The sequence below is a fragment of the Methyloceanibacter caenitepidi genome (assembly GCF_000828475.1).
GTDB classification, from domain to species: Bacteria; Pseudomonadota; Alphaproteobacteria; order Rhizobiales; family Methyloligellaceae; genus Methyloceanibacter; species Methyloceanibacter caenitepidi.
The window spans coordinates 316199-341422 of the sequence record NZ_AP014648.1; the positions used below are offsets into that span (position 1 = coordinate 316199).

At 63.2% G+C, this 25224-nt stretch carries 30 protein-coding genes; 10 read left to right on the plus strand and 20 right to left on the minus strand.

All coding sequences use genetic code 11. From position 1 onward, the window contains the following. The first annotated feature begins 5 nt into the window (after window positions 1–5). On the plus strand, window positions 6–1004 hold the full coding sequence (locus GL4_RS01455) for an adenosine kinase (protein ID WP_045363742.1): 999 nt from the start codon (window positions 6–8) through the stop codon (window positions 1002–1004). 11 nt (window positions 1005–1015) lie between these two features. Here the strand turns inward: GL4_RS01455 and coaA are convergent, their stop codons facing one another. From coaA to hisB, 8 genes are read right to left on the minus strand one after another with little or no spacing between them, the layout of a single operon-like run. After that, a complete protein-coding gene (gene coaA, locus GL4_RS01460; RefSeq protein ID WP_045363745.1) occupies window positions 1016–1969 on the minus strand; it encodes a type I pantothenate kinase in 954 nt (317 codons plus the stop codon). 21 nt (window positions 1970–1990) lie between these two features. Then, entirely contained in the window at window positions 1991–2308 is a 318-nt protein-coding gene (gene hisE / locus GL4_RS01465; RefSeq protein WP_045363748.1) for a phosphoribosyl-ATP diphosphatase, read from the minus strand. A 60-nt stretch (window positions 2309–2368) separates the two neighbouring features. After that, window positions 2369–3145: an imidazole glycerol phosphate synthase subunit HisF gene (hisF, locus tag GL4_RS01470; protein ID WP_045363751.1), complete on the minus strand. Its 777-nt coding sequence runs from the start codon at window positions 3143–3145 to the stop codon at window positions 2369–2371. A 3-nt stretch (window positions 3146–3148) separates the two neighbouring features. Then, window positions 3149–3424, minus strand: coding sequence for a hypothetical protein (locus GL4_RS01475; protein ID WP_208430893.1), 276 nt, complete (start codon window positions 3422–3424; stop codon window positions 3149–3151). 59 nt (window positions 3425–3483) lie between these two features. Beyond that, window positions 3484–4242 carry a 1-(5-phosphoribosyl)-5-[(5-phosphoribosylamino)methylideneamino]imidazole-4-carboxamide isomerase gene (gene hisA, locus GL4_RS01480; protein WP_045363757.1) on the minus strand — a complete coding sequence of 253 codons (759 nt, stop codon included), beginning with the start codon at window positions 4240–4242 and terminating at the stop codon, window positions 3484–3486. Between the two features lie 13 nt (window positions 4243–4255). Continuing rightward, entirely contained in the window at window positions 4256–4906 is a 651-nt protein-coding gene (gene hisH / locus GL4_RS01485; protein ID WP_045363760.1) for an imidazole glycerol phosphate synthase subunit HisH, read from the minus strand. 4 nt (window positions 4907–4910) lie between these two features. Next, window positions 4911–5411 (minus strand): DUF2628 domain-containing protein, encoded by a 501-nt coding sequence (locus tag GL4_RS01490; RefSeq protein WP_052464037.1) that lies wholly within the window; start codon window positions 5409–5411, stop codon window positions 4911–4913. 58 nt (window positions 5412–5469) lie between these two features. After that, the gene (hisB, locus tag GL4_RS01495) at window positions 5470–6102 is read right to left on the minus strand and encodes an imidazoleglycerol-phosphate dehydratase HisB (protein ID WP_045363763.1); all 633 of its coding nucleotides are present in this window, start codon (window positions 6100–6102) and stop codon (window positions 5470–5472) included. A gap of 117 nt (window positions 6103–6219) precedes the next feature. Here hisB and GL4_RS01500 point away from each other — a divergent pair, with 117 nt between their 5' ends. The 4 genes from GL4_RS01500 (at window position 6220) to GL4_RS01515 (ending at window position 9328) form a co-directional block, all read left to right on the plus strand. Beyond that, window positions 6220–6789, plus strand: coding sequence for a DUF2939 domain-containing protein (locus GL4_RS01500; protein ID WP_045363766.1), 570 nt, complete (start codon window positions 6220–6222; stop codon window positions 6787–6789). 68 nt (window positions 6790–6857) lie between these two features. Next, window positions 6858–7436 carry an ATP-dependent protease subunit HslV gene (gene hslV / locus GL4_RS01505; protein WP_045363769.1) on the plus strand — a complete coding sequence of 193 codons (579 nt, stop codon included), beginning with the start codon at window positions 6858–6860 and terminating at the stop codon, window positions 7434–7436. A 32-nt stretch (window positions 7437–7468) separates the two neighbouring features. Then, a complete protein-coding gene (hslU, locus tag GL4_RS01510; RefSeq protein WP_045363772.1) occupies window positions 7469–8773 on the plus strand; it encodes an ATP-dependent protease ATPase subunit HslU in 1305 nt (434 codons plus the stop codon). A gap of 12 nt (window positions 8774–8785) precedes the next feature. Next, window positions 8786–9328, plus strand: coding sequence for an AAA family ATPase (locus tag GL4_RS01515; RefSeq protein ID WP_045363776.1), 543 nt, complete (start codon window positions 8786–8788; stop codon window positions 9326–9328). Here GL4_RS01515 and GL4_RS01520 read toward each other — a convergent pair. The 6 genes from GL4_RS01520 to GL4_RS01545 form a co-directional block, all read right to left on the minus strand. Beyond that, window positions 9325–11130, minus strand: coding sequence for a tetratricopeptide repeat protein (locus GL4_RS01520; protein ID WP_045363780.1), 1806 nt, complete (start codon window positions 11128–11130; stop codon window positions 9325–9327). The two genes, GL4_RS01515 and GL4_RS01520, sit on opposite strands and share 4 nt — an antisense overlap. 27 nt (window positions 11131–11157) lie before the next feature. Then, complete coding sequence (locus tag GL4_RS01525) at window positions 11158–12150, minus strand: hypothetical protein (protein ID WP_045363783.1); 993 nt, start codon at window positions 12148–12150, stop codon at window positions 11158–11160. Window positions 12151–12178: 28 nt separating this feature from the next. Beyond that, a complete protein-coding gene (locus GL4_RS01530; protein WP_045363786.1) occupies window positions 12179–12640 on the minus strand; it encodes a thioredoxin family protein in 462 nt (153 codons plus the stop codon). A 103-nt stretch (window positions 12641–12743) separates the two neighbouring features. After that, window positions 12744–13394, minus strand: coding sequence for a Smr/MutS family protein (locus GL4_RS01535; RefSeq protein ID WP_045363789.1), 651 nt, complete (start codon window positions 13392–13394; stop codon window positions 12744–12746). Between the two features lie 24 nt (window positions 13395–13418). After that, window positions 13419–14423, minus strand: coding sequence for a murein transglycosylase A (gene mltA, locus GL4_RS01540; RefSeq protein WP_045363792.1), 1005 nt, complete (start codon window positions 14421–14423; stop codon window positions 13419–13421). A gap of 9 nt (window positions 14424–14432) precedes the next feature. Continuing rightward, entirely contained in the window at window positions 14433–15158 is a 726-nt protein-coding gene (locus GL4_RS01545) for a Tim44/TimA family putative adaptor protein (protein WP_045363795.1), read from the minus strand. 298 nt (window positions 15159–15456) lie between these two features. On the opposite strand from GL4_RS01545, the gene secB reads away from it, so the two are divergent. After that, window positions 15457–15975: a protein-export chaperone SecB gene (gene secB / locus GL4_RS01550; RefSeq protein WP_045363799.1), complete on the plus strand. Its 519-nt coding sequence runs from the start codon at window positions 15457–15459 to the stop codon at window positions 15973–15975. A gap of 57 nt (window positions 15976–16032) precedes the next feature. On the opposite strand, the gene dnaQ is transcribed toward secB, so the two are convergent. From dnaQ to GL4_RS01575, 5 genes are read right to left on the minus strand one after another with little or no spacing between them, the layout of a single operon-like run. After that, entirely contained in the window at window positions 16033–16722 is a 690-nt protein-coding gene (gene dnaQ / locus GL4_RS01555; protein ID WP_045363802.1) for a DNA polymerase III subunit epsilon, read from the minus strand. Between the two features lie 23 nt (window positions 16723–16745). Continuing rightward, window positions 16746–17369 (minus strand): dephospho-CoA kinase, encoded by a 624-nt coding sequence (gene coaE / locus GL4_RS01560; protein ID WP_045363804.1) that lies wholly within the window; start codon window positions 17367–17369, stop codon window positions 16746–16748. Next, window positions 17369–18211: a shikimate dehydrogenase gene (locus GL4_RS01565; RefSeq protein WP_045363807.1), complete on the minus strand. Its 843-nt coding sequence runs from the start codon at window positions 18209–18211 to the stop codon at window positions 17369–17371. Before GL4_RS01565 ends, coaE begins: the two co-directional genes overlap by 1 nt. Before the next feature lie 7 nt (window positions 18212–18218). After that, window positions 18219–18842: a Maf family nucleotide pyrophosphatase gene (locus GL4_RS01570; RefSeq protein ID WP_045363810.1), complete on the minus strand. Its 624-nt coding sequence runs from the start codon at window positions 18840–18842 to the stop codon at window positions 18219–18221. Then, window positions 18839–19675, minus strand: a complete 837-nt coding sequence (locus GL4_RS01575) for a pyruvate, water dikinase regulatory protein (RefSeq protein ID WP_045363813.1) — start codon at window positions 19673–19675, stop codon at window positions 18839–18841. The genes GL4_RS01570 and GL4_RS01575 overlap by 4 nt, the downstream gene beginning before the upstream one ends. Window positions 19676–19853: 178 nt before the next feature. Here GL4_RS01575 and GL4_RS17680 point away from each other — a divergent pair, with 178 nt between their 5' ends. From GL4_RS17680 to rho, 4 genes are all read left to right on the plus strand, one after another. Further along, window positions 19854–20096, plus strand: a complete 243-nt coding sequence (locus GL4_RS17680; RefSeq protein ID WP_172653270.1) for a hypothetical protein — start codon at window positions 19854–19856, stop codon at window positions 20094–20096. 8 nt (window positions 20097–20104) lie between these two features. Then, entirely contained in the window at window positions 20105–21148 is a 1044-nt protein-coding gene (gene hemE, locus GL4_RS01580) for a uroporphyrinogen decarboxylase (RefSeq protein WP_045363816.1), read from the plus strand. Between the two features lie 15 nt (window positions 21149–21163). Then, window positions 21164–21592: a protoporphyrinogen oxidase HemJ gene (gene hemJ / locus GL4_RS01585; protein ID WP_045363819.1), complete on the plus strand. Its 429-nt coding sequence runs from the start codon at window positions 21164–21166 to the stop codon at window positions 21590–21592. Between the two features lie 271 nt (window positions 21593–21863). After that, window positions 21864–23129 carry a transcription termination factor Rho gene (rho, locus tag GL4_RS01590; RefSeq protein WP_045363822.1) on the plus strand — a complete coding sequence of 422 codons (1266 nt, stop codon included), beginning with the start codon at window positions 21864–21866 and terminating at the stop codon, window positions 23127–23129. A 24-nt stretch (window positions 23130–23153) separates the two neighbouring features. On the opposite strand, the gene GL4_RS01595 is transcribed toward rho, so the two are convergent. Continuing rightward, the gene (locus GL4_RS01595) at window positions 23154–25199 is read right to left on the minus strand and encodes a thioredoxin domain-containing protein (RefSeq protein WP_045363825.1); all 2046 of its coding nucleotides are present in this window, start codon (window positions 25197–25199) and stop codon (window positions 23154–23156) included. Window positions 25200–25224: the final 25 nt, after the last annotated feature.

The window sequence follows — 25224 nt, forward strand, 5'->3', positions numbered from 1 at the left end:
GGACTATGGCTGAAAAGACGATCGACGTGGTTGGTATCGGAAACGCCATTGTGGACATCATCGCGCGTTGCGACGACGCGTTTTTGACGAAGCGCAACCTGGACAAAGGCTTCATGCGGCTGATCGATTCCGCAGAGGCCGCCGAACTCTATGAAGAGATGGGACCGGCCACGGAGCGTTCGGGCGGATCCGTCGCCAATTCGATCGCCGGCCTCGCCGCACTCGGTGCGAAGTGCGGCTTTATCGGCCGCGTCGCCGCCGATCAGTTCGGCGGGATTTTCCGCCACGATATCCGCTCACTGGGCGTCTCATACGAGACCGAACCGGCCGTCGACGGCGCGCCGACCGCGCGCTGCCTGATCCTGGTGACGCCCGATGGCGAGCGCACCATGAACACGTTTCTCGGTGCGAGCGTGGACATGACGGCCGCCGACATCGATGCCGATCTCATCGCTGCCTCCAAGTTCGTCTATCTGGAGGGCTATCTCTTCGACAAGGACGAGGCCAAGTCGGCATTCCGCGAGGCGGCCAAGCTCGCCAAGGAGGCCGGCGCCAAGGTTGCTCTGTCGTTGTCAGATCCGTTCTGCGTCGACCGGCACCGGGACGACTTCCGGGAACTGGTCAAACACGGCGCCGACATCGTGTTTGCCAATGAGAAGGAAATCACTTCCCTTTACGAGACCAACACGTTTCTGGAGGCGGCCGACGCGGCCTTGCAGGACTGCGAGATGGCCGTCCTCACCCGGTCCGAGGACGGATCGCTGATCGTCGGCGGCGGGGAGACCATCGAGATTCGTGCCGAGCCTGTCTCCGAGGTGCTGGATGCCACGGGCGCGGGCGATTTATACGCGGCGGGCTTCCTTTTCGGTCTCTCGCGCGGCATGCCGGTCGCCGATTGCGGCCGTCTCGGCAGCATTGCCGCCGCAGAAGCCATCTCTCATATCGGCGCGCGGCCCGAGGCTAACCTCGTTGAACTCGCCAAGGCCCGAGGGCTCCTGTCCTAGCGCGGCACGGTTCACAGCTTCCGCAGCGCCACGCTTTCCACGGCGTGGCCTGCGCCCTTGCGCAGGATGAGATCGGCGCGCTGCCGGGTCGGCAGAATGTTCTCATGCAGGTTGATGAGGTTGATCGTCCGCCACAGCGACAAGGCAACCTCGCGCGCCTCGACTTCGGAGAGCGACGCGTAGCGGTGAAAGTAGGCCGCCGGATCGCGGAAGGCCGTTTGGCGCAAACGCAGGAAGCGCTCCACGTACCAGCGCTCGACCAGGGCTTCCGCCGCATCGATGTAAATCGAGAAATCGAAGAAGTCCGATACGAACGGAATCGTCTCACCATCCTTCGGCAGAATGGCGGGTTGAAGAACGTTGAGCCCCTCGACGATGACGATGTCCGGATGCTCGACCGCGAGTGTCTGGCCCTGCAGCACGTCGTAAACGACATGCGAGTAGACCGGCGCCTCCACCCGCGCCTTGCCCGATTTCACGTCGCCCAAGAAATTGAGCAGCGTTGGCAGGTCGTAGCTCTCTGGGAACCCTTTCCGGGTCATCAAACCACGGTCTTCCAGGACCGCGTTCGGGAACAGAAAGCCGTCGGTGGGAACGAGCGCCACGTTCGGGTGGCTCGGCCAACGGGCGAGCAACGCCTGAAGCACGCGCGCCGACGTGCTCTTGCCCGCGGCGACACTGCCCGCAAGTCCGATGACGAAGGGAATCTTTCCGTTGCCTTTGCGCAAGAACTCTTCAGTGATGCCGTGCAGACCTTGCGAGGCTTCAACGTAGAGATTGAGTAAACGGCTCAGAGGCAGATAGACATCGACGACTTCGTCTGTGGAGACGCGTTCTGTCACGCCGGACAGGTTCTCGATGTCCGCCTCGGTCAGCGTGAGCGGCGTGTCCTCACGCAGGCGCGCCCATTCCTCGCGCGAGTAGAGCGTGTAGGGCGAGAAACCGACGGCGGGCATGATATCCATCACGAAACACCCCGTGGCGGGTTAGCCGGCCGGTCCTTTGTCGCGCGCAAGGCCCGACGTGCCCATGCGCTGCTCGAGCACCTCGCACACCTCGTCGAGCGCAATGTTGCGGGATTCCAGCAGCACGAGGAAGTGATAGAGCAAGTCCGCGCTCTCTTGGAGGAGTGCGTTCCTGTCCTGCGCCGTTGCGGCAATCGCCACCTCTACGCCCTCTTCGCCCACTTTCTTGGCCGACTTGATGGGATCGTCCAGAAGCTGCCGGGTGTAGGACTTATCGGCCGCTTCGGTCCGGCGTTCGCGGATCGTGGCGGCGAGCCTATCCAATGCATTCTTGCTCATGTTGTGGCTCTTACACCGTGCCGACGCCGCTGGGAATAGGCGCAAAGGCGGATCGAAGGGTCAAGGGTCCAGGCGAACAGGCAATCCCGCTTCGGCCATGAAGCGCTTGGCTTCGCCGATCGAATGCTCGCCGAAATGGAAAATCGACGCGGCCAGCACCGCCGAGGCGTGCCCGTCGCGCACACCATCCACGAGATGCTGCAGATTGCCGACGCCACCCGAGGCGATGACGGGCACCGAGACCGTGTCCGCGATCGCCCGTGTCAGCTCGTTGTCGAAGCCGGCGCGCGTACCGTCGCGGTCCATCGAGGTCAGCAGGATCTCGCCCGCGCCGAGCGAGACGACCTCTTCGGCGTAAGCGATCGCATCGATACCCGTGGGCTCGCGGCCGCCATGGGTGAAGATTTCGAAGCGCGGCGCCTTGCCGTTGGCGCCAACGCGCTTGGCATCGATCGCCACCACGATGCATTGCGCCCCGAACTTTTCTGCGGCGCGGCGCACGAGCTGGCGGTCGCGCACCGCCGCGGTGTTGATCGAGACCTTGTCGGCGCCCGCCTCAAGAAGCGCGCGGACATCATTCGTGGACCGGACGCCGCCCCCCACGGTCAGCGGCATGAAGCAACGCTCGGCGGTGCGGCTGACGATATCGAGAATAGTCCCGCGCTTCTCATGGCTTGCGGTGATGTCGAGGAAACACAGCTCGTCCGCACCGGCCTCGTCATACGCGGCGGCGGCCTCCACGGGATCGCCCGCATCGCGCAGATCGACGAAGTTCACGCCTTTCACGACGCGCCCGGCCTTCACGTCGAGACAGGGAATGACCCGGACCTTCAACATACTCTATGCGGCCCCCTGCTTGGCCCGTTTGCGCGCCGCGACTGCGGTAATGATCCAAACCAAGATGAGGATCGCGGCCGCACCGAGACCGAGCGGCAGGGTCGCGATGGCGAACCATCCAACCATGCCGAGTTGATACAATGTCTGGCCAACATCCTGCCCGTCGACGATGCATGGATTGACGAAGCCCTCATGCAGAACGCAACCGTGATTCGCGGCATAGGTCCCCGCACCTAGCGTGACGATCAGCGGCGCGACGGCAAGAAGCAAGATCAGCACAAGGGCTAACAAGAAGAACACATTGCGTTTGCGCATCGGCACATACGATGTCCCATGAATCAGTACTGCCCTGTCACACCGTGATGGCCGTACTTCGCCGCGATGATACCAAGCGCCTCGGCCGCATCGAGCCGGCCGTCATAGAGCGCGCGGCCGGCGATGGCCCCGTCGAGCTTGGCGCAAGCCGGTTCGACCAGCCGCTTGATGTCGTCGATCGAGCCGAGACCACCGCTGGCGATCACCGGCACGGAGACCGCATCGGCGAGTTCCACCGTGGCGTCGAGATTGAGCCCTTCCAGCAGGCCGTCGCGGGCGATATCCGTATGAATGATGGCGGCGACGCCCGCGTCCTCGAACCGGCGCGCGAGATCGAGCGCCGTCATTTCCGAGGTCTCCGCCCAGCCCTCGATGGCGACCTTGCCGTCGCGCGCATCGATCCCGACGGCAATGCAGCCGGGGAAATCCCGTGCCGCCTCCCGGACGAGATCGGGGTCGCGCACCGCCGCCGTACCGAGGATGACCCGGTCGATACCTTTGTCGAGCCAGTCGGCGATCGTATCGATATCGCGGATGCCGCCTCCGAGCTGTATCGGCAGATGGCTCGCGGCAAAGATCGCCTCGACCGCGGGTCCATTCACCGGCTTGCCCTCGAACGCACCGTTGAGGTCGACCACATGCAGCCATTCGAAGCCTTGGTCCTCGAACGTCTTGGCCTGAGCGGCCGGGTCCTCGTTGAAAACGGTGGCCTGGTCCATCTCGCCTTGGCGCAGGCGCACGCATTGTCCGTCCTTCAGATCGATGGCGGGATAGAGAATCATGAACGGTGTCTCGCTATGGCTTCCATTTGAGGAAATTGTCAATCAGGGCCAATCCCAGTTTCTGACTCTTTTCGGGATGGAACTGGCTGCCGGCCACATTGTCCCGTGCAAGGAACGCCGTCACCGTGCCGCCGTAATCCGTGGTCGCGACACGGGTCTCACGCGCCGCCGGCACGAAATGGTACGAGTGCACGAAATAGGCGTGAAGGCCCTCAGGGCCGGTCGGAATGCCCTCGAAGAGCGCATGCTCGCGATCGAGGTCCAGCGTGTTCCAACCCATATGCGGAATCTTCAAGGTGACGTCGTCGGGCTCGATCGCACGCACCTCGCCGCCAATCCAGTCGAGACCCGGCGTAACACCGTGCTCCAGCCCGCGGGTCGCCATCAGCTGCAAGCCGACACAGATTCCGAGGAACGGCGCTCCCCGCTCGCCGACGGCCTCGTCCAGCGCCTCGATCATGCCCGGCACGGCGGCGAGCCCCGCCTTGCAATCGGCAAAGGCGCCGACACCCGGCAGCACGATGCGATCGGCGCTGAGCACTTCGTCCGGTTCCGCCGTGACTTTGATCTCGAGCGGCGAGCCCTGTTCACTCGCGGCGCGCTCGAACGCTTTCGCGGCGGAGTGGAGATTGCCGGAGCCGTAATCGATGATGGCGACATGCATGGTGTCAGCTCCGCGGAAAAGAGCCGATCACTTCGTCGCCGGCCGCGGGTCGGGTCGGCACGATCGCGGAGGGGGCCGCTGGCGCCGGGAGGACGGCCGGAACGCCTTGCGCTACCTTCTCCTGCTCGGGGAGCCAGCGCGAGAAAAAGCGCGTCTCGGCCTCGACCTGATCCCGGCCAAAAGCCGTACCGGCGAATTTGAAGCCGCGGCGGCGGAGGGCCCAGCTACGCAAGTCGTTGGCCTCGAACGCGAACAAGACCAAGAGCCCGATCGAAACCCAGCCCCCGATCTCTTGTCCGGCCGGGCCTGATCCGAAGATCGCCGGCAGCGACAAGAAAATGGCGAGAAAGGCGATGAGCTCCAGCCACATACGCTGATAGATCAGCCACAGGATCGGGACGATCAGCGCAAACCAAGCGATCCCTTCCTTCACGAAGGCGACCTTGCCCGCGCGCGCCGCGAGATCGGCGTCGTCGACAGGCTCATAAACGGAATAGACAGTCACTGTTCGCTACGCTCGACTTCGGTCAGGCCGCCGCCCGTCGTTCCGCCCTTACGGAACGTCAAAGCTGGCCCTTGGTGGAGGGCACACGCCCGCTCTGCCGCGGATCTACGGCCACAGCCTGGCGCAACGCCCTTGCCAGCGCCTTATAGCAGGTCTCGGCCACGTGGTGACTGTTCTCGCCATAGAGATTCTCCACGTGGAGCGTGATGCCCGCGTTCTGAGCGAAGGCCTGAAACCACTCGCGGAACAGCTCCGTGTCCATCTCGCCGATCTTGGAGCGGCTGAAATCCACGTTCCACACGAGAAACGGCCGTCCCGATACGTCGAGCGCGACGCGGGTCAGCGTCTCGTCCATGGGCAGATAACAGGAGCCGTAGCGCGTGATGCCGGCCTTGTCGCCGAGAGCCTTGGCGAAGGCTTGGCCCAGCACGATCCCCGAATCCTCGGTCGTGTGATGCTGATCGATGTGAAGATCGCCCTCGGCCTTCAGCGTGATATCGAACAGACCATGACGCGCAAGCTGCTCCAGCATGTGGTCGAGAAAGCCCACACCGGTCGTGACATCGTAGACCCCCGTCCCGTCGAGATTGACGGTGGTGCTGATGTTCGTTTCCTTGGTGCGGCGATCGATCGTCGCCGTGCGGGGCGTTGCCGCGCCGGCGGCGTCCGCTGATTTGCTTCGCTGTTGCATGTCTGCCAGCCTAATCCAAAGGCTCTTAGCAATTCGCTTCCATAACGGATGCGCTTATACGCCCCGTCATGCAGCCATGCTATGGGCGACTGTCACAATTTGAGGGAATTTGAGCCAATGCGCCGCCTGTTTCTGCTGATTCTCATCCTGCTCGGCATCTACCTCGCCTACCCCTACTGGACGCTGTACCGGCTTCAGAACGCGCTGCTATCGAACAATGCTGAAACTTTGAAGAAAATTGTCGATTTTCCAGCCGTCCGGGCCAACATGGAGAAGCAGGTCCAGGGCGGACTGCTCAAAAAATCTCAGGAATTGGGCAAGAAAGCCCCGGTTCTGGGGGATATCGGCGAGGCGCTGACCCGCACCTTCGGTCCGTCGGTGGTCGGCGGTTCGATCGATAGCCTCGTGACGCCCGAGGCCGTCCTGAGCAATCCGACCGTCGTGGAACACCGCGAGAACCAGGAAGGATTCGCCGATTTCCTCAAATGGGCGTTCTTTACAGGCCCGACGACCTTCACAATCCAATCGCAGAACCCCGAAAAGGCCGATGCGCCCGTAATCACCACGACCATGAACCTTGAGGGGCTGCGCTGGCGCATCACCGATGTCGACCTGCCGCCGCTGAAGACCCTGGTGCCCGACATGATCGCGCCGGTCCCGGAGCCGGAGGCCGCGCCGGCGAATTAGACGCTCAGCACGCCCGGAGGACCAGCGCTTGACGAACGGGACGCCAGGCCCGATATCGCAGGACAGTTATGAGTGCTTCTTCCTCTTCGGCTGAGACGTCGCCCCCATCCTGGCATGGCACGACCATTCTCACCGTCCGCAAGGACGGCAAGGTGGTGGTGGCGGGCGATGGCCAAGTCTCCCTGGGCCAGACCATTATCAAGGGCACTGCGCGAAAAGTGCGTCGCGTCGGCTCGGGATCGGTGATCGCCGGGTTCGCGGGTTCCACCGCCGATGCCTTCACCCTGTTCGAGCGCCTCGAGACCAAGCTGGAACGGTTTCCCGATCAGCTGAAACGCGCCTGCGTCGAGCTGGCCAAGGACTGGCGGACCGACCGCTATCTCCGCCGGCTGGAGGCGATGATGATCGTGGCGGACCGGGACGAGAGCCTCGTCCTGACGGGCACCGGCGACGTGCTGGAACCGGACGATGCTGTCATGGGGATCGGTTCCGGGGGCATGTATGCCCTCGCCGCGGCCAAGGCCCTGCTCGACGCCGATCTCGATGCGGAGCAGATCGCACGCAAGGCGATGGCCATTGCCGCCCAGATCTGCGTTTACACCAACGATTCGCTGACCGTCGAAACCCTCGACACGGCCGCCAGCTAGACCAACGCCAACCAGTATCTGTCAGTATCTGTATGACCGCATTCTCCCCCCGCGAAATCGTCTCCGAACTCGACCGCCACATCGTCGGCCAAAGCGACGCCAAGCGCGCCGTGGCTATTGCCTTGCGCAACCGCTGGCGGCGTCAGCAGCTCGACGAGGACATGCGCGAGGAGGTTTTGCCGAAGAACATCCTGATGATCGGCCCCACTGGCGTCGGCAAGACCGAGATTTCCCGCCGCCTGGCCAAGCTCGCCAACGCGCCCTTCATCAAGATCGAAGCGACCAAGTTCACCGAGGTCGGCTACGTGGGCCGCGACGTGGAGCAGATCGTCCGTGATCTGATCGAGGCGGGTATCGGTCTCGTACGCGACGCAAAGCGCAAAGAGGTTTCGGCGCGCGCGCAAGTGAACGCGGAGGAGCGCGTGATAGACGCACTCGTGGGCCCCGGCGCCGGCAGCGCCACGCGCGAGTCGTTCCGGAAGAAGCTTCGGAACAACGAGCTTGACGACAAGGAAATCGAGATTCAGGTGGCTGATACGGGCGGCATGCCGTCGTTTGAGATTCCCGGCATGCCCGGCAGCCAAGTCGGCATGATCAACCTTTCCGACATGCTCGGCAAGGCGCTCGGCCAGCGCACACGCTCGCGGAAAGTGACCGTCGAGGACTCCTTCGAGATTCTGATGGCGGAGGAATCCGACAAGCTCATCGACGACGACATGATGATCCAGGAAGCCATCCGCAACGTCGAGAACAACGGCATCGTTTTCCTCGACGAAATCGACAAGATCTGCGCCCGCTCGGACCGGGCCGGCGCCGACGTCAGCCGCGAAGGCGTGCAGCGCGACCTCCTGCCGCTGATCGAGGGCACGACCGTCGGCACGAAGTACGGGCCCGTGAAGACGGACCACATACTCTTCATTGCCTCGGGCGCGTTCCACATCGCCAAGCCCTCGGATCTATTGCCCGAACTGCAGGGGCGCCTGCCGATCCGCGTTGAGCTGCGCGCGCTCACCCGCGAGGACTTCCGCCGGATCCTAACGGAGCCCAAAGCCTGCCTCATCAATCAATACGTGGCGCTGATGAAGACCGAAGGTGTGGCGCTGGAGTTCACCGAAGATGCTATCGATGCGATCGCCGACATCGCCGTGGAGGTGAACACCTCCGTCGAGAATATCGGCGCACGCCGCCTGATGACGGTGATGGAGCGTATTCTGGACGACATCTCCTTCGGCGCCTCCGACAAGAGCGGCGAGGCCATCACAATCGATGCCGCGTATGTGCGCGAGCATATCGGCGACCTCGCCAAGAACGCCGACCTCTCGAAATTCATTCTTTAGAGCGAACGTCCCATGGATCGCCGTGTCGTGATCTCCGGCTGCTCAGGCGGGGGTAAGTCCACCTTGCTCGAAGCGCTGCGCGAACGCGGTTTTAGCGTGGTCGAGGAGCCCGGCCGGCGGATCGTTCGTGAAGAATTGGCATCGAACGGGTCGGCTTTGCCCTGGATCGATCTTGCTGCATTCGCACGGCGGGCCATTTCGGCGGCGGCTTCCGACTGGGAAGCCAACGCGAAATCCGACAGTTGGGTCTTCTTCGACCGCAGCCTTGTCGATGCCGCTTCGGCCCTGGAACACGCCAGCGGCGACCGAGTCCTGGACGACCTAGGTCGAACACACCCCTATCATCGGCGCGTGTTTCTAACGCCACCCTGGCCCGAGATCTACGGGCAAGACGAGGAGCGGCAACACGATCTCGAGGCCGCAGCCGAAGAGTACGACCGACTCCTCGCCGCCTATCGCATGCTCGGTTACGAGATCACGATTTTGCCCAAGGCCAGCGTCGCCGAGCGGGCAGACCTTATCCTTCGCACGCTGGAGGCCGATGTCCCACGCTAGGGGTCGCACGGGGGCATCGTGTTCGGGTCTGCTCCCTCTAGGAGCAGCGCGATGTCTTGATCGTCGCACTCTCGCAATCCCGTAGATTTCGCGGGTTTCGTCTCCGCGGCTGCGTTCTTGGCGTCCGCGTTCGGCTTTTCGGGCGCCGCCTCCGACTTTTTCTCCGGCTTCGGCGCTGGATCGGCCAGAACCTCCCGCGCTCTTTTCCGGCCCGTGTCCCAAGTCTTGGTGATTTCAGCTGGCTTGGCTTTGCCCTCGATCTTGGCGACAGTGTCGGCCCACACACCGCACGGCAGCCCGCTCGCGGGCGCGTCGGCCGCGATCATCTTGCCAAGCTGGACATTGACGTTGGGCACGCCCATGCCATTGAGCGTCGCTGCCAGATAGCCGGCATTGGAGACGGCGAACACCGCGGCGGCTCTCTTGCCGTATTTCTTTTCGAGCGCCGCCTCGGCCACCTTCGCTTGACGGAAAATGAAGCCGATCGTCTGCTTGAGCTGGTCGGATTTCGATCCGTCGAATTTGGGAATTTGGGCGAGCCCGCGCGGCGGCTCTCCCGCTGCCTTCTGCTCGGCGCGAACGAGATTTGACATGACGTCCCAGGCCTTGTCGATCGTGGCATTGGGCTTGCCGATCAGATGTTGGATTGGCGCCAGGGCCGCGACTTCTCCCATGCTCCAGACGTCGCGCAGCGTCGCAGGCGGTATGGCGGGTCCGGTCGGCGCAGGGCCTGCCGTTGCCAGTTCGCAGGCCCGCTCCGGATTATCGAGATAATCGGGTTTGAGCTTGTCGATTTGCGCGCGCAGTCGTTTCGCTTGGCGGGCGTCACCCTGCTGCGTGCGCACGAGCAGCAAGCCATGAAGATAGTCCGCATTCTTGGCGTTGAGTGCGACGAGCTTCTCGAAATCCTTGGCCGCCGCGTCGAGCTTACCGTACTCGCGATAAAGGTCCGCGCGCGCTTTCAGATAATCTTTGTACCGGTAGGCCGTCTCGTCGCTCATCGCTTTGGTGTAGTCGGCGATGGCCTCGTCGATCCGACCGAACTGCTTGTAGAGGGCCGCACGGTCCGCATAGCGCCGGGCCTCGGGTTCAGGATCGAAGCCGATCCCACTGCTGAGATCTGCAAGCCGTCCCTCTTTGTCGCCGATCCGATAGCGGGTGAAGGCCCGATCATAATAGGCCCGGGCCTTGTCCTCGTTGTTCTGCGCGTATTCGACCTGCGCGTTGCGCTCGGCGAGCGCCTCTTGGAAGTCTTCTCGCTTTTCATAGATGTCCGCGCGTGCCGCGCGGTAGACCGATGTCTTGGGATTGCGCTCGATGGCCTTGTTCACGACCCCGAGCGTCCAGTCCAGGAACACGGCTGGTGCCGGTTGTGCCATCGAGTCATTGTTGAACAGCGCCCGCATGTGGGGTCGAATTTTCCAGAGCCCCTCGAAGTGTGCGTCGAGCAGCAAGGCGATATCGCGCACCGCGAGGTCATAGTCGCCCTGACCCGTCGCGGCAATGGCGCGGCCCAGATGGCTCTTCTTCAGCTCCTCCTTGGCGAAAACGTTCTTGGCGGCCAACGTCTGGCCACAGGTCTTTGCGGTCCAATCGATCGCTTTGGTGTAGCCCGCGATCGCTTCACGATACTTTTTGGCCTTTAATGCCTCGTCAGTGGTTGCGGTGGTGACCCAGCACGTATCCTCGGTGAGCGTGGAATACATGTCCGCCCTGGCAGCTTGCGTGGCTGGCAGGGCAAAGCTGAAGACGACGAACATCGCCGCAAGAACTCTGAGGCACGAAGTTTCGATCTTGAGCATCGCTGCCCTCCCGCCATCTATGCCGACTCACTTCACGTAGCTCGCCTCGAAGCTGGCAATGTCGTTGGCAGCGACACAGCCCAGCGGCGTACTCATCTTCGTCTCGACTCCCGGCGCCAACGAGTGAAACGTCCAGGCGCCCCCGCTATGTTGTGTCACGCGGACTTTGATGGGCCGCTGCCCGCCGTTGAGGATCTGGCACTTTTCCAGCCGCCCACGTTCGGCGAAGAGAACATCGCAGGCGTCGCCGCTACACGGGCGCATCGGCGAGTGCCTGGCCTTGCCCTTCGGTTGCCCCGGCGCGGCGGCTTGCTTCGATCGCGCGGCAGGCTGCGACAAGAGGTTGGCGATGCCGGCGACCGCAGTCCCTTCCTCGGCCGCATGCGCGGCATAGGTATCGATCTCGCTCTTGTCGGCGATGCAGTCCTTGGATCCTCTGATCTTCACCGAGAAGGTACCGTAGTCGGCCTGCATAAACGGGTCGTACGTCTTGCCGTACGTTCCTGCGAATCTGTCGGCGCCGCGGGACGGCCCGAGCGACGCGGCCTCCATTCCGTACCTTTGCGTCTTACCACCGGTTTTGACCGCAATGATGACCGGCTCGGTCGCCCGGCTTTGGAGCCAGTAGCACCCGTCCTTCTTTGTCAGCGAGACCGCTTGGCAGGAATCACCCGTGCAGTTTGGCCCCTTTTTTCCGGCGCCGCCGAGGGGAGGGGGCGACAGGACGACTTGATAGTTGGCGAGGTTCTTGTCGGGATCCAGACAGCCGTCGGCGGCGTATGCTTTGCGGGTTTGACCTGGTGGGATGGTGTAGCTCGAGAAGCTGCCGCTCTTCAGGAAGACGAGAACCTGTATCTCCGTGTCGGCACTGTTGGTAAGCTTGCAACCGTCTTCACTCAGGGTAAGCGCGGTGCAAGCATCCTGCTTGCCGCGACACGCCGGACTGGCCGCGGCATCAACGCCGACAGCGGCTACTAATGCTGCCGACAGAACGGTTCCAAGAGTCCTGTATCCGAGCATCAGTCGTCTCCACGACCCGGTGCGCCGTTCACGAGCCAGTGTTCTTGTCGAAAAACTCCCGAAGCGCCTCGATGTCGTAATGTGCGCCGATCATGAGCCCCATCGGCTTACCGTCGCGAAACGCGACCACCGCCGGAATCTGCATGTTGGGCGGTCTCTTGATGTCTTGCTGATCAAGCATCATGAGGATCGCCTCCACCGTGCGTGGATTTGAATCGATATCCAAACTGACGAGCTTGACGCGCCCATCTTGGCCAGCCGCGGCCGTCTCCAGCTTCTGGAACAACGGGCGGCAGGGCCGGCACCAAACCGCATAGAGATTCACGAAGACCGCCGTGTGTTTGGACGCCTCGATCACCTCCGCAGTGAAGCTCTCCTCGGTCACGCCCGGAGCCTGCGCCACAGTGGGGCCCGCCACGATAAGCGACAGCCCGACCAGCAGAAAGGCGCCCGGCAACGAAAGACAGTGACTGAGAATGCGACGGGACATGACGAGGGGCTCCCTCACCAATGCTTGGCGTAGCTACGGTCCCCGCTTATGCACTCAACTTAGAATTACATTTGCACGCGCGCAACAGGTGCCGCGCGGCCAGTCAGCGCCGGCGGTCCGCCCGCCGCAGCCGCACATAGAGCGCGCCTTCGCCGCCGAGCCGGCGGGGGGCATCCGAAAAGCTTACGATCAGCGGCGCCAGGTCCCCGTGGGACAGCCAACGCGGCACCGCCTGGCGCAGCACGCCCCGCGCTTCTTCGTCATAGAAGCTTCTGTCCTCGGCGCGCAGCGACCCCTTGCCGGTGATGACCAGGACATGGCGATAGTCCTTACCCCGCGCCCACTGCAGGAATTTCCGCAGGGCGCTATGGGCCTCGCGCTGGCGCATCCCATGCAGATCGATCCGCGCGTCGATGGCGAGATGGCCCTTGTCGAGCTTGCGCGCGGTTTGCCGGTCGAGACCTTCCTTTGGCGAGAAAGCTTTCGTGACGCTGACTTTGCCGGCGCTGGTCCCGGGGCTCGGCTGAAGCTCCGGCGCAATAGTGGGCATCACCTCGGCCGCCTTCGGTTGTTTTGACGGCGATGGCCTTGCGGGAGCCTTGAGCGGCATTGCCACATCGACGAAACGGTTCTTCTTGGCAAGTGGATGGGCGGTCTCGGCCACGCGCGCCCACAGCGCCGCGTCGTCCTCGAGACGGCCGGACTCCGCACCCTTCTTTGATGGCTTAACCTTGCCTGATTTCTCTTTGGCCATAACCGCACCCTAGCGCAAAGCGCCTTAACGCTTCCGCATCAGGACATGAAACCGCGCCGCGTGGCGCGTGCGCCCGGAAAGCGCACCCGCGGCCTCGCCGGTCCCGAAGAAAATGTCGCCGCGCTGTGGCCCCCGGATCGCCGAGCCTACGTCCTGAGCGATCATCAGACGGCGGAAGGGCCGCCCGTCGTCGCCGGCAAGGTCCGGGGCCGTCACGAAGACCGGCGTGCCGAGCGGGATATAGGTGGGATCCACCGCGAGACTGCGGCCCGGCGTGAGGGGAACGCCCTCGGCCCCGTGCGGGCCTCGCGCCGCCTCGCCACCCGGAAGGACGGAAAAGAAGATATAGGACTGGTTCAGCCGCATGAGCGCCTTGCCACGGTCCGGATCGGCTCGAAGCCAGGCCTTCAGCGTACTCATATCGATGCCGCCGGCCTCAAACTCGCCGCGATCGACCAGAACGCGTGCAATGGACGTATACGGATGGCCGTTCTTTCCCGCATAGGTGAGGCGCAACGAACTGCCGTCGTCGAGGTGAACGAGACCCGATCCCTGCACATGCATGAAGAAGAGGTCGACAAGATCGTCCGTATACAGGAGGACGTGTCCTCTCCCGTCGAGCGCGCCCGCTTCTATTTCGGCGCGCGTGAAATACGGAACCATACCGTCAGACGTGAGACGAAACCCGGTGTGGCTTTCGTTGTGGGCCGCGCGGTGTGTCTCTACAATCGTCGTGACAAGGTCGGGCGGGCGACCGTAGATCGGGAATGGGAAGCGCGGTGACTTGGTCATCGAACCGCGCAGCTCCGGCTCGTAATAGCCGGTGACAAAGCCGGGCGTGTCGGCGGCTGCCGCAAAAGCATTGAACGCGGATTCGAAGTACCCTCGGGCCTCGTCCTCTTGGAGGCGCGCAACTCCATCGCGTATTGTCGAGTTCACGAGGGCGCGCAGGGCCGCTGCGTGATCGTCCTCCGCCCAACCGTCGAGGCCGGCAAAACTGCAAGGGGTTGCGTAAGCGGGGCCGGTCAAGGCCGACTGCTAGTTCGCTGCCTCGGTGGCCACGAGCTTCCAGTTCGGATTGCGGGACACCGTATCGCGGGCGAATGTCCAGATGTCCGTAACCTCGCGCACCTTCTTCGGATCGCCGTCAACGACCTCTCCGGCGGAATCGCGCGTGACGGAGATGAGCTCGCTCACGAACTTGACCGTGACGAAGGCCTGCTTGTCCTTGACCTCGGCTTCGATCATGTCGGCCTTGTCGATGCCCACCAGTGTCGTGTGGTGGGTCTCGCCGCGTTCGTCGCGCTCCGCGATCGCGCGGGAGAAGCCCTCCAGAACGTCGTCGCCCAGGAGCTGCTTGAGTGTCTTCTCGTCGCCCTCGGCAAAAGCGGCCACGATCATCTCGTAGGCCATCTTGGCGCCATCCAGAAACTGTGCGGGGTCGAACCCTGGGTCCGCCTTGATCAAGGCGGTCAGCGATTTGCCGAGCGGACTATCCGCCTTGGCATAGCGTTCCAGACGCTCTTCGATGTCCTCGGGCGAAGGGCCGGTGTCGGTACCGACAGGAACCTCGGCGTTCCGGCCGCGCGGCAGCGCCACGACGGTGCCCTCCGGCGCGCCCTGCTTGGCGTCGGGTCTGGAATAAGGATCGAAGGGCTGCCGCTCGTTTCCGGTCCTGCGTCCGAGCACGCTGCGCAGCCTGATGAAGATCACCACCGCGAGAACCAGAAACAGCAATGTATAGATGTCGAAAGCTTCACTCATAGTCTTGCTGCCATCCAGTTCCGGATCCGGTCCGGTTCATGCAAAACGCCTCGCGGTCAGTGGACCAATGCCATAGCTTAGATATTGTTGCATGCCACGGGGTTTTCTAGCGGTCGCAACCCGCCGCAGCGCATTTTTCATATCGAACAGGCTGCGTAATAGAGCCAACTTACGTCATTCCCCTCACTGACGCCAACCCCAAAGGGATGGCCGGGCGCACCCGTGCACTTTGTCGAATTGCGTGGTGCTCGCCTCCCGTGTTAGCCAGCGGTCGGAGTTTGCGCCCAGGGAGGATCAGATGGCCAAGAACGACAAACAGAGTAGCCCGAAAGGCACCAACGGCGACGGCCCGGCGGGCGCGGAAGGCGGCTCTCAGGCCCAACTCAACGTGCTCGCACAGTATGTGAAGGATTTCTCCTTCGAGAGCCCGGGCGCGCCGCAGACGCTGCAGGGCCCCGGCGAGAACCCCCAGCTCCAGGTCGGCGTCAACGTCAATGCCGGTCCGCGGGGCGAGGACATTTACGAGGCCGTGGTCCATCTCGAGGCGCACGCCAAAAGCGACGCGGGCGTCATCTACAACGTCGAACTCGACTTTGGCGGCCTGTTCCGAATCAAGAATGTCCCGGAAAACATGCTGCAGCCGGTCTTGTTCGTGGACTGCCCCACCCTGCTTTTCCCGTTCGTGCGGCGGGTGATCGCGGACGTCGTCCGCGATGGCGGGTTTCCGCCCCTGATGCTCGATCCCATCGACTTCGGCCGCCTCTATGCACAGAACTTGTCGAAGGGCGGCGCAGCCGACATGAGCCAGCCGAACTAGGTCCTCCGCCAGACCCGCTGATCGACCGAACCACGCCGGACAGGCATCAGCATTCACTCACTCGTAGCGGTGCCAGATCGCGTCTTCGCCCAACGTGGCGACGAAGGCGCGATGGGCTTCGCGTTCCTCTGCCGTCAGGCGCGAGGGCAGCGGCGCCGCGCGCGGGGCGACCGTGACGGCATTGCCCGCCGGATCGGCCTGCTGCGCTCCGTTTCCGGCCAGCTCCAGCCGCGCCTGCTTTCCGCCGACGAGTTCCACGTAGACGGCGGCCAGCAGACGGCAGTCCAGGAGCGCGCCGTGGAGATCGCGCCCGCTGAGGTCGATGCCATAGCGGCGGCACAGAGCATCGAGACTTGCCGGCGATCCAGGATGGCGCCGCCGCGCCAGCGCCAGCGTGTCCACGATTCTGTCCCAGGTCAGGAGCGGCTTGGACGCCCAGCCGAGCTCCGCGTTCAAGAAGCCGAAGTCGAACTTCGCATTGTGAATGACGAGCCTCGCGCTTTCGACGAATTCCAGGAACTCGTCGGCCTTGTCCGCGAACAGAGGCTTATCACCGAGGAACTCGGTGGAGAGCCCGTGCACGGCGAAAGCCTGTTCAGGCATGTCGCGCTCGGGATTCAGATAGCAGTGCCAAGTCCGGCCCGTGGGAATGGAGTTGACCAGCTCCACGCAGCCGATCTCGACGATCCGATGTCCCTCTTTGGGTTCGAGACCCGTCGTTTCCGTATCGAGTATGATCTCGCGCACCGGTTCGAATGACCTCCGCTCGGCTAGTGACGCTGAGCGCGCAGGCGCTCCATAACGCTTCCGTCCTGTAGCTTAAGCGATTCGATCAGCACATCGAGTTGCGCCTGCAGGTTTTCCAAGCTGGAACCGCTGTCAAGCCCGTGATCGGCCCGCGCGCGCCGGTCCGCATCGTCGAGCTGCCGCGCTCGCAGCGCTTCGAACTTCTCGGCTGTCATGCCTAGCCGTTCCAGCACGCGCTGCCGCTGCACATCTTCGGGCGCGCTGACGGCAACCGTGACGTCGACGCGGGTCTCGGCGCCCGTTTCGAACAGTAGCGGTATTTCCAGAACCGCCATGGGCACGCCGGCGTCTTCTTGGTCGCAGAGAAAGTCGATCTCCGCCTGCACCACCAGCGGATGGACGATCTCCTCCAGTTGCTTGAGCCGATCTGGACGCCCGGCTACTTCCTTGGCCAGGAGCGTACGGTCGACCCGACCGTCGCGGGTGGTCCCCGGAAAGGCGTCCTCGATCAAAGGCACGGCCTCGCCCTCGTAGAGCTGGTGCACATAGTCGTCGGCGTCGAAGACGGGCACACCATGGCGCCTGAAATGAGCGGCTGCTGAGCTTTTTCCCATGCCAATCCCGCCCGTGAGCCCGATGACCAGCATCAGCCCGCCTCCAACGTGGCGACCACGAGGGCACGCAGATCGGGGGTCACCTCGGGCCGAACGCCGAACCAGCGCTCGAAGCCGGGCACGGCCTGGTGCAGTAGCATGCCCAACCCGTCCACGCCGGTCAGCCCGCGCGCGCGGGCCGCGGCCAACAAGGGCGTCTCCAGGGGTACATAAACAATGTCCGCCACCACGGCGTCCGCGGGAAGGGCCGACACCATGATGTCGAGCGGGGCTTGGCCCGCCATCCCGAGGCTCGTCGTGTTGACCAGGAGGCGGCACGCGGACAACGCCGAGTCCTTGTCCTCCCAGGGAACGACCTGGACGGAATCGCCGAAGTCCCGGGCCAGTGTATCCGCCTTCGCAATCGTGCGATTCGTCAAGAGGATCCGGGGAACGCCAGCCTCGATCAGGCCATGAAGGATTGCCCGCGCGGCGCCCCCAGCGCCCAGCACCATGGCAACGTCGTAGCCCTCACGCCATTCGGGCGCGCACGCATCGAGGTTGGTCATGAAGCCATAGGCGTCCGTGTTGGCGCCGTGGAGCATGCCGCGCTCATCGACCCACACGGTATTGACGGCGCCGATCGCCCGGGCGGCCGGGTCGGCGTCATCAACCGTACGCAACGCGGCTTCCTTATGCGGCAGCGTGACGTTCGCGCCCACATAGCCGTGCTCCGAGAGGGTGCTCAAAAAAGCAGGGAAGTTCTCCGGCGGAACGGCCTCTTTGGTGTAGGCGCCGTCGATGCCGTAATGGGCGAGCCAATAGCCGTGGATCGCCGGCGAGCGGGAGTGCTCCACCGGCCAGCCGATCACACAGGCGCGCGGTGCCGTACTCATGGTCCCGTCATCCCTCAATAACCGCCTCGCGCCGCAGCGCATCGAGGAGCGGGAGTAGCGGCAAGCCTAGGATCGAGAAGAAGTCGCCTTCGATCTTTTCGAAGAGCTGGATACCGAGCGATTCGATCTGGTAGGCGCCGACCGAACCCATCACGCCTTGGCCCGCGGCAGCGAGATAGCGCCCGACGAATTCCGGCGATAGACGCCGCATTGTCAGGGTCGCGACATCCGTGTGGGCCCAGACCGTGGCGCCACCGGTCGCGACGACAACAGCGGTGTGCAACTGGTGGCTCTTGCCGCTGAGGTCGAGAAGCCGGGCCCTTGCATCCTCCATCGAATGCGGCTTCCCGTAAATCTTGCCGTCGGCGGCCATCACCTGGTCTCCGCCGATCACGAACGCATCGCCAACTTGCGCGCTCACGTCCTCGGCCTTGGCGCGCGCCAGAACCTCGGCCACGTCACTCGGCTCCACCGTGCCTTCGAGACCAATGGCCGTGCGCATCGCAGCCTCGTCGAGTTCCGAGCCTTTCGTGCTGAAGGTGAGGCCTGCGCCCTCGAGAAGCTTGCGCCGCGTGGCGCTAGCGGAGGCGAGGACCAAGGGCGGGCGACCCTCTTGGAGAAAGTTCGTCATGTGTCGAGGGCCGGTGCGTCGCGATCGTCATAAAGCCGGATGATCGCTGCCGCGGTTTCTTCGATCGACCGGCGCGTCACATCGATGATGGGCCAACCGTGGCGCGCGCAAAGCTGGCGCGTTTGCGCGATCTCGGCGGCGATGGCGTCACGATCCACATAGTCGTCCAAATGCCCGTGGGCCTGTTCGATGACCCGGTTGTGGCGCACTTGGGAGATTCGCTCCGGACTCGCGACCAGGGCGACCACGAAGGCTTTGGTCTCTTGTTCGAGCTGCGGCGGGACGGGTACGCCCGGCACGAGCGGGACATTGGCGGTCTTCAGTCCGCGGTTTGCGAGATAGATACTCGTCGGCGTCTTCGATGTACGGCTGATGCCCAGCAGGATGATGTCGGCATCGTCCAGATTGTCCGGCAAATGCCCATCATCGTGCATCATGGTGAAGTTCAGCGCCTCGATACGGCGGAAATAGTCCGCGTTGAGCTGGTGCTGTCCGCCGACCATGGGCGTGGAGGCCATACCCAAATAGGATTCGAAAATCTGAAGCACGTTCAGCAGCGGCGCCACGTAGGGAACGTTCAAGCCTTTGCAGGCCTGCTCGAGCTTCTCGGCGAGGTCACGATTGAACAGCGTGTAGAGGACGATGCCCGGCGCCGCCTCGACCTCTCGCAGCACGCGTTCGAGCTCGCGCTCGCTGCGCACGAGCGGGTGCAGATGTTCGATCGCCCGGGCCGCTGCGTATTGCACTCCCACGGCCCGCGCGATCGTCACGAGCGTCTCGCCGGTGGCGTCGGAGATCATGTGAAGATGAAAGGTGCGCTGTTGGATATCCATTGTACGGCCATTGGATAACTGGGGCGGGGAACAGGAGCAACATTAGGCGGTACTGCGCCTCTCCCCACTGACCCGAAAATCATACGCTTTGTTTTTCACAGATTCGTCTGTGTCTAGATCGTGACGGAGTTTGTCAGCAGGGGGGACAATAGCCTTTTTCATCCCCAGCTCCGAGGGGGTGCAACCCACAGATAATGCGGGTGTTCCCAAGCCGCTTCGTAGCGGAAATAGACAAGTTATTTCAATTTTTTATGCGATTTTTCAGGCACGCATGGCCACAGCCGGCCGTCTTCATCGCGAAACCGTCGCATTCGGCCATGCGAAGCCTGTTGAAACTGTGGTGATGAAGATGAATGTCCGCTATCCACGGGATAACAAAAACAACAGAAACCTTTTTAAAGACTCTTCTTATTTGTTTTAGAGAGACGCATGTCTTTTCCCGACTCTCCCTTTCTGTCCGTCTTGAGCGGTCAGACCTGCTCGCCTCCCCCCATGTGGCTGATGCGCCAGGCGGGCCGCTACCTGCCCGAGTACCGGGAGGTCCGGAAAACGGTCCCCTCGTTCCTGGATTTGTGCCTGACACCGAAATTGGCGGCCGAGGTCACGCTCCAGCCCCTGCGCCGGTTTCCCTTCGATGCCTCGATCGTCTTCTCCGACATTCTGATCGTGCCCTTCGCGCTCGGTCAGTCCGTGACGTTCGTTGAGGGAGAGGGTCCGAAGCTCGATCCCATCCGCGATGCGGCCGCGCTGTCGAAGCTCGATCCTGAAGCGGCCCCTGAGAAGCTCTCGCCGGTCTATGAGACCGTGGAACGGGTGGTGGCCGGGCTGCCGGACGGAGTCCCGCTCATCGGCTTCTGTGGGGCGCCCTGGACCGTTGCCACCTACATGGTCGAAGGGGCGGGCAGCAAGGATCAGGCGCGGGCGCGGGCGCTCTCCTACGAGGACCCCCCGCTGTTCCGGGCGCTGATCGATACGATCGTGGAGACATCGACGACCTATCTGCTGGGGCAGGTCGCGGCCGGGTGCCGCGCGCTCCAGATCTTCGATAGCTGGTCGGGAAGCTTGCCCGAGGATGCTTTCGCCCGCTGGTGCATTGCGCCGACGCGAGAGATCGTGGAGCGGGTGAAGGCGCAAGCCCCGGATATCCCCATTATCGGCTTTCCGCGGGGCGCCGGACCCTCGGCGGTCCGCTACGCCGAAGAAACGGGAATCGACGCGGTCGGGTGCGATACCAGCCTGCCGGTGGGGTGGATCCGCGATGCGCTGCAGACGCTCGTGCCCGTGCAGGGCAACCTCGATCCGGTGCTGTTGGTCGCCGGCGGCCCCCAACTCGATGCGCGTGTCCACGAGATCCTGGAGGCGCTCGGCGACCGGCCGTTCATCTTCAATCTCGGCCATGGCATCCTGCCGGAGACGCCGATTGAGAACGTGGATCGGCTGGTCCGTCTGGTGAATGGCGAGTGGGCCGGATAAGGATCTGAAAAACTTATGTTTTTACTCTACATCAAGGCGTTTCACATCATCTCGGTGATCGCCTGGATGGCAGGCGTCCTCTACCTGCCGCGGCTGTTCGTCTATCACACCTTGGCGGAAACAGGATCGAAGCAGTCCGAGACGTTCAAGGTGATGGAACGGCGGCTCCTGAAGGCGATCATCACGCCGGCGATGATCGCGAGCTGGATATTCGGGTTGATCCTTGCGTATTACGCGGTCGATTGGGCCCAGGCGGGCTGGTTCCACCTCAAGCTTCTCCTGGTCGTGGTGCTTTCGGGTTTCACCGGCTCCCTCGCCCGCTGGACCCGGGAGTTCGCCGAGGATCGCAACACTCACAGCCAGCGCTTCTACAGGATCGCCAACGAGGTCCCGACGCTCCTGATGATCGTCATCGTCATTCTGGCGGTGGTGAAACCCTTTTAGAAATCCTGGTCTTCAGATCCAGATCAGTCGGCGCACAAATAATGTGCGGCTTTTAGGTCAAGTCTATTCCGCGCGGGCGCAGGCTCTGCTATAAGTCGACTCGAATCTAGTCTAAGCCTCAAGGTTCCAGTCCGGCATTCGACGCCGACTGGCCGGGGCGGTCCCGCCGCCCTCCCGCCATAGACCATCCCTTTCCTTTTCTCTTCGTTCGCGCGCCGGTAAGCGCGCGGCAATCCAAACCACAACCCCTTTCCCCATTGGAGTTAGCAGCGTGCAGGAAATGAAGCTGCAAGATTTGAAGGCCAAATCGCCGACGGAGCTTTTGAGCTTCGCCGAGGAGGTCGAAGTCGAGAACGCGAACGCCATGCGCAAGCAGGAACTGATGTTCGCGATCCTGAAACAACTCGCCGCCCGGGAGGTGGACATCACCGGCCAGGGCGTGGTCGAGGTGCTGCAGGACGGATTCGGCTTTCTACGGTCGCCGGATTCGAACTATCTGGCCGGCCCCGACGACATCTACGTTTCGCCCTCGCAGATCCGGCGCTTCGGCCTTCGGACCGGCGACACGGTCGAGGGGCAGATCAGAAGCCCCAAGGAAGGCGAACGCTATTTCGCGCTTCTCAAGGTCAACACGATCAATTTCGAGGACCCGGAGAAGCAGCGCCACAAGATCCATTTCGACAATCTGACGCCGCTCTACCCGGACGAGCGTCTCGAGATGGAGACGGAGGATCCGACGCGGAAGGACCATACTGGACGGGTCATCGACATCGTGGCGCCCATCGGTAAGGGCCAGCGTGGCTTGATCGTGGCGCAGCCGCGCACGGGTAAGACCGTGATTCTCCAGAATATCGCCCACGCGATCACCGCCAATCATCCGGAGTGCTATCTGATCGTGCTCCTGATCGACGAGCGCCCGGAAGAAGTGACGGACATGCAGCGCTCCGTGAAGGGTGAGGTCGTGTCCTCCACCTTCGACGAGCCGGCCGCGCGCCACGTGCAGGTAGCCGAGATGGTGATCGAGAAGGCCAAGCGCCTGGTGGAGCATGGCCGCGATGTGGTTATCCTCTTGGACTCGATCACCCGTTTGGGCCGCGCCTACAACACGGTGGTTCCCTCTTCCGGCAAGGTGCTGACCGGCGGTGTCGACGCGAACGCGCTGCAGCGCCCGAAGCGTTTCTTCGGCGCGGCGCGAAATATCGAAGAAGGCGGTTCGCTGACGATCATCGCCACGGCCCTGATCGACACGGGCAGTCGCATGGACGAAGTCATCTTCGAAGAGTTCAAGGGCACCGGTAACTCCGAAGTCGTGCTCGACCGTAAGGTCGCCGACAAGCGCGTGTTCCCGGCTATCGACATCGCCCGGTCCGGCACCCGAAAAGAGGAGCTGCTGGTCGACAAGGATCAGCTCAAGAAGATGTACGTGCTCCGCCGTATCCTGAACCCCATGGGCACCATGGATGCGATCGAGTTCCTGGTCGACAAGCTGAAGCAGACCAAGAACAACGCCGAGTTCTTCGACTCGATGAATACGTAGATTTTGCGCCTGGAGTGGCGGCCGCTAGGCGACCGTCACCTCTCGTGCGGTCTTGATCGTCTCCACGAGCTTTTCAGGCTCCGTGACCGGCAAGGAGCATTGCGGGCCGATGCAGACATAAGCGGTGGTCTTGCCGTCGATGACGGTCTTACCGGCCGCGGGTGACGTGGACGGCAGGGTCTCGTCGGCCCAGACCTCGTCCACCACGGCGTTCGGAAGCGAGACGTCGCGAAGTGCCGCACGCATGGCCGTGGGGTCGCCGCCTTCCGGCACCATCAGGACAATGAGCGCCGGCGCTAGCCGGTCGAGCGCCGCCCCCAGCATGCCGGAATGGCCGACCGGGTTGGCGGTGATCGCGGGGCCGAACGCCTCGATGATCCTCTCGGCACGATCCGTATACGTCGTATGGCCGGTCCAGGACGCGAGCGCGACGAGGTTCGACACCATCATCGCGTTGGCGTTTGGTGTGGCATCGTCGTGCGCGTTGAGCGGACGCACGAGGATGTCGGCCGTATCGTCGGCCGCCAGGTGATAGCCGCCGAGATCTTCCGACCAGTAGTGCTTGTCGAGGACATGGGTCCAGGCGCAGGCCTGCTCCACGTATTCCGGATTGTTCGTGGCGTTGGCGAGGGCCAGCGCGGCGCGGATCATGTTGGCGTAGTCGCTGGCTGTCGCCGGCGCATTGCCCGGACCTTCGCGATAGGCGTGGATGAGCCGCACGCCCATACTCATCCGCATAAGGACGAAATCGAAGGCGGCCTCGGCGGCTTCCAGCCACTCGGGTCTGTCGAAGGCTGTGGCGGCATTGGCGAGCGCCGCGACCACGAGCCCGTTCCAATCGGCGAGGACCTTGTCGTCGAAACCAGGACGTATACGGAGGGAGCGGCCCTCGAACAGCGTCCTCAGCATGCCTTTCAGCCGTGCCTCGGTGTCGTCGTCGCGCAAGTCGACCGTATACAGACGATTGGGGATGTTCTTCCCCTCAAAATTGCCCGGCGGGGTGACGTCGTATATGTCGGCGAAGAAGTCGATGTTCTCCGCGCCAAGCAGGGCCTTCACCTCGTCGAAGTCCCAGACATAGAACTTGCCCTCCTCGCCTTCGGAGTCCGCATCCAGAGACGCGGCGAAGGCGCCGCCTTCCGTGACCATCTCCCGCAGGAGCCAGGCGACGGTCTCCTCGATCCGCTTGGCAAAGAGCGGCGATTTGGTCTCGCGCCAGACCTCGGTCATGAGGTCGATCAGGAGCGCGTTGTCGTAGAGCATCTTCTCGAAGTGAGGGACGAGCCATCGCTCGTCGACGCTGTAGCGGGCGAAGCCGCCGCCCACATGGTCGTAGATGCCGCCCTGGCAAATTTGGGTCAGCGTGAGGTCGACCGCGTCCCGCAGGGACTCCACGTCGTAGCGGAGGCCGCCGCGCCAGAGGAGAGAGAAGAAGGTCGTTTGCGGGAATTTCGGGGCGCCGCGCAGGCCGCCGGTCACAGGGTCGACGGCCTGGAGGAAGCGCTGGGTCCAGTTCTCAAGTGTGGCGTCGGTGAGCGGGACGGCCTCGCCTTTGGGCTGCGTGGGGGTCAGCCGGGATCGGAGGGCGTCGGCGTTGGTGCGGATTTTTTGCGGCTCCGCATGAAACGTATGGGCGACCGTGCGGAGGACGTCCACGAAGGCGGGGCGGCCGTAGCGCTGCTCTTTCGGGAAATAGGTGCCGCCCCAGAACGGTTCGGCGTCCGGCGTGAGGAACATCGTCAGCGGCCAGCCGCCTTGCTCGCCGATCATGTGCAGCGCGTTCATATAGATCGAGTCGACGTCCGGCCGTTCCTCGCGATCGACCTTGATGTTCACAAACAGGTCGTTCATGACCGCGGCTGTTTCCGGATCCTCGAAACTTTCATGCGCCATGACATGGCACCAATGACAAGCGGCGTAGCCGACCGACAGCAGGATGGGCTTGCCGGTGCGCTTGGCCTCGGCCAGGGCATCCGGGCCCCAGGGGCGCCAGTGGACGGGATTGTCCTTGTGTTGGCGCAGATAGGGACTGGTCTGGTCGGCGAGTTGATTTCCGTCTTGTTCGGCCATCCTGGCTTCCGGTCTTCTATAGGCT

Coding starts and splice junctions, on each gene's coding strand:
- GL4_RS01455 (WP_045363742.1), top strand. CDS start 6: ATGGCTGAAAAGACGATCGACGTGGTTGGTATCGGAAACGCCATTGTG.
- coaA (WP_045363745.1), bottom strand. CDS start 1,969: ATGGATATCATGCCCGCCGTCGGTTTCTCGCCCTACACGCTCTACTCG.
- hisE (WP_045363748.1), bottom strand. CDS start 2,308: ATGAGCAAGAATGCATTGGATAGGCTCGCCGCCACGATCCGCGAACGC.
- hisF (WP_045363751.1), bottom strand. CDS start 3,145: ATGTTGAAGGTCCGGGTCATTCCCTGTCTCGACGTGAAGGCCGGGCGC.
- hisA (WP_045363757.1), bottom strand. CDS start 4,242: ATGATTCTCTATCCCGCCATCGATCTGAAGGACGGACAATGCGTGCGC.
- hisH (WP_045363760.1), bottom strand. CDS start 4,906: ATGCATGTCGCCATCATCGATTACGGCTCCGGCAATCTCCACTCCGCC.
- hisB (WP_045363763.1), bottom strand. CDS start 6,102: ATGCAACAGCGAAGCAAATCAGCGGACGCCGCCGGCGCGGCAACGCCC.
- GL4_RS01500 (WP_045363766.1), top strand. CDS start 6,220: ATGCGCCGCCTGTTTCTGCTGATTCTCATCCTGCTCGGCATCTACCTC.
- hslV (WP_045363769.1), top strand. CDS start 6,858: ATGAGTGCTTCTTCCTCTTCGGCTGAGACGTCGCCCCCATCCTGGCAT.
- hslU (WP_045363772.1), top strand. CDS start 7,469: ATGACCGCATTCTCCCCCCGCGAAATCGTCTCCGAACTCGACCGCCAC.
- GL4_RS01515 (WP_045363776.1), top strand. CDS start 8,786: ATGGATCGCCGTGTCGTGATCTCCGGCTGCTCAGGCGGGGGTAAGTCC.
- GL4_RS01520 (WP_045363780.1), bottom strand. CDS start 11,130: ATGCTCAAGATCGAAACTTCGTGCCTCAGAGTTCTTGCGGCGATGTTC.
- GL4_RS01525 (WP_045363783.1), bottom strand. CDS start 12,150: ATGCTCGGATACAGGACTCTTGGAACCGTTCTGTCGGCAGCATTAGTA.
- GL4_RS01530 (WP_045363786.1), bottom strand. CDS start 12,640: ATGTCCCGTCGCATTCTCAGTCACTGTCTTTCGTTGCCGGGCGCCTTT.
- GL4_RS01535 (WP_045363789.1), bottom strand. CDS start 13,394: ATGGCCAAAGAGAAATCAGGCAAGGTTAAGCCATCAAAGAAGGGTGCG.
- GL4_RS01545 (WP_045363795.1), bottom strand. CDS start 15,158: ATGAGTGAAGCTTTCGACATCTATACATTGCTGTTTCTGGTTCTCGCG.
- secB (WP_045363799.1), top strand. CDS start 15,457: ATGGCCAAGAACGACAAACAGAGTAGCCCGAAAGGCACCAACGGCGAC.
- coaE (WP_045363804.1), bottom strand. CDS start 17,369: ATGCTGGTCATCGGGCTCACGGGCGGGATTGGCATGGGAAAAAGCTCA.
- GL4_RS01565 (WP_045363807.1), bottom strand. CDS start 18,211: ATGAGTACGGCACCGCGCGCCTGTGTGATCGGCTGGCCGGTGGAGCAC.
- GL4_RS01570 (WP_045363810.1), bottom strand. CDS start 18,842: ATGACGAACTTTCTCCAAGAGGGTCGCCCGCCCTTGGTCCTCGCCTCC.
- GL4_RS01575 (WP_045363813.1), bottom strand. CDS start 19,675: ATGGATATCCAACAGCGCACCTTTCATCTTCACATGATCTCCGACGCC.
- hemE (WP_045363816.1), top strand. CDS start 20,105: ATGTCTTTTCCCGACTCTCCCTTTCTGTCCGTCTTGAGCGGTCAGACC.
- hemJ (WP_045363819.1), top strand. CDS start 21,164: ATGTTTTTACTCTACATCAAGGCGTTTCACATCATCTCGGTGATCGCC.
- GL4_RS01595 (WP_045363825.1), bottom strand. CDS start 25,199: ATGGCCGAACAAGACGGAAATCAACTCGCCGACCAGACCAGTCCCTAT.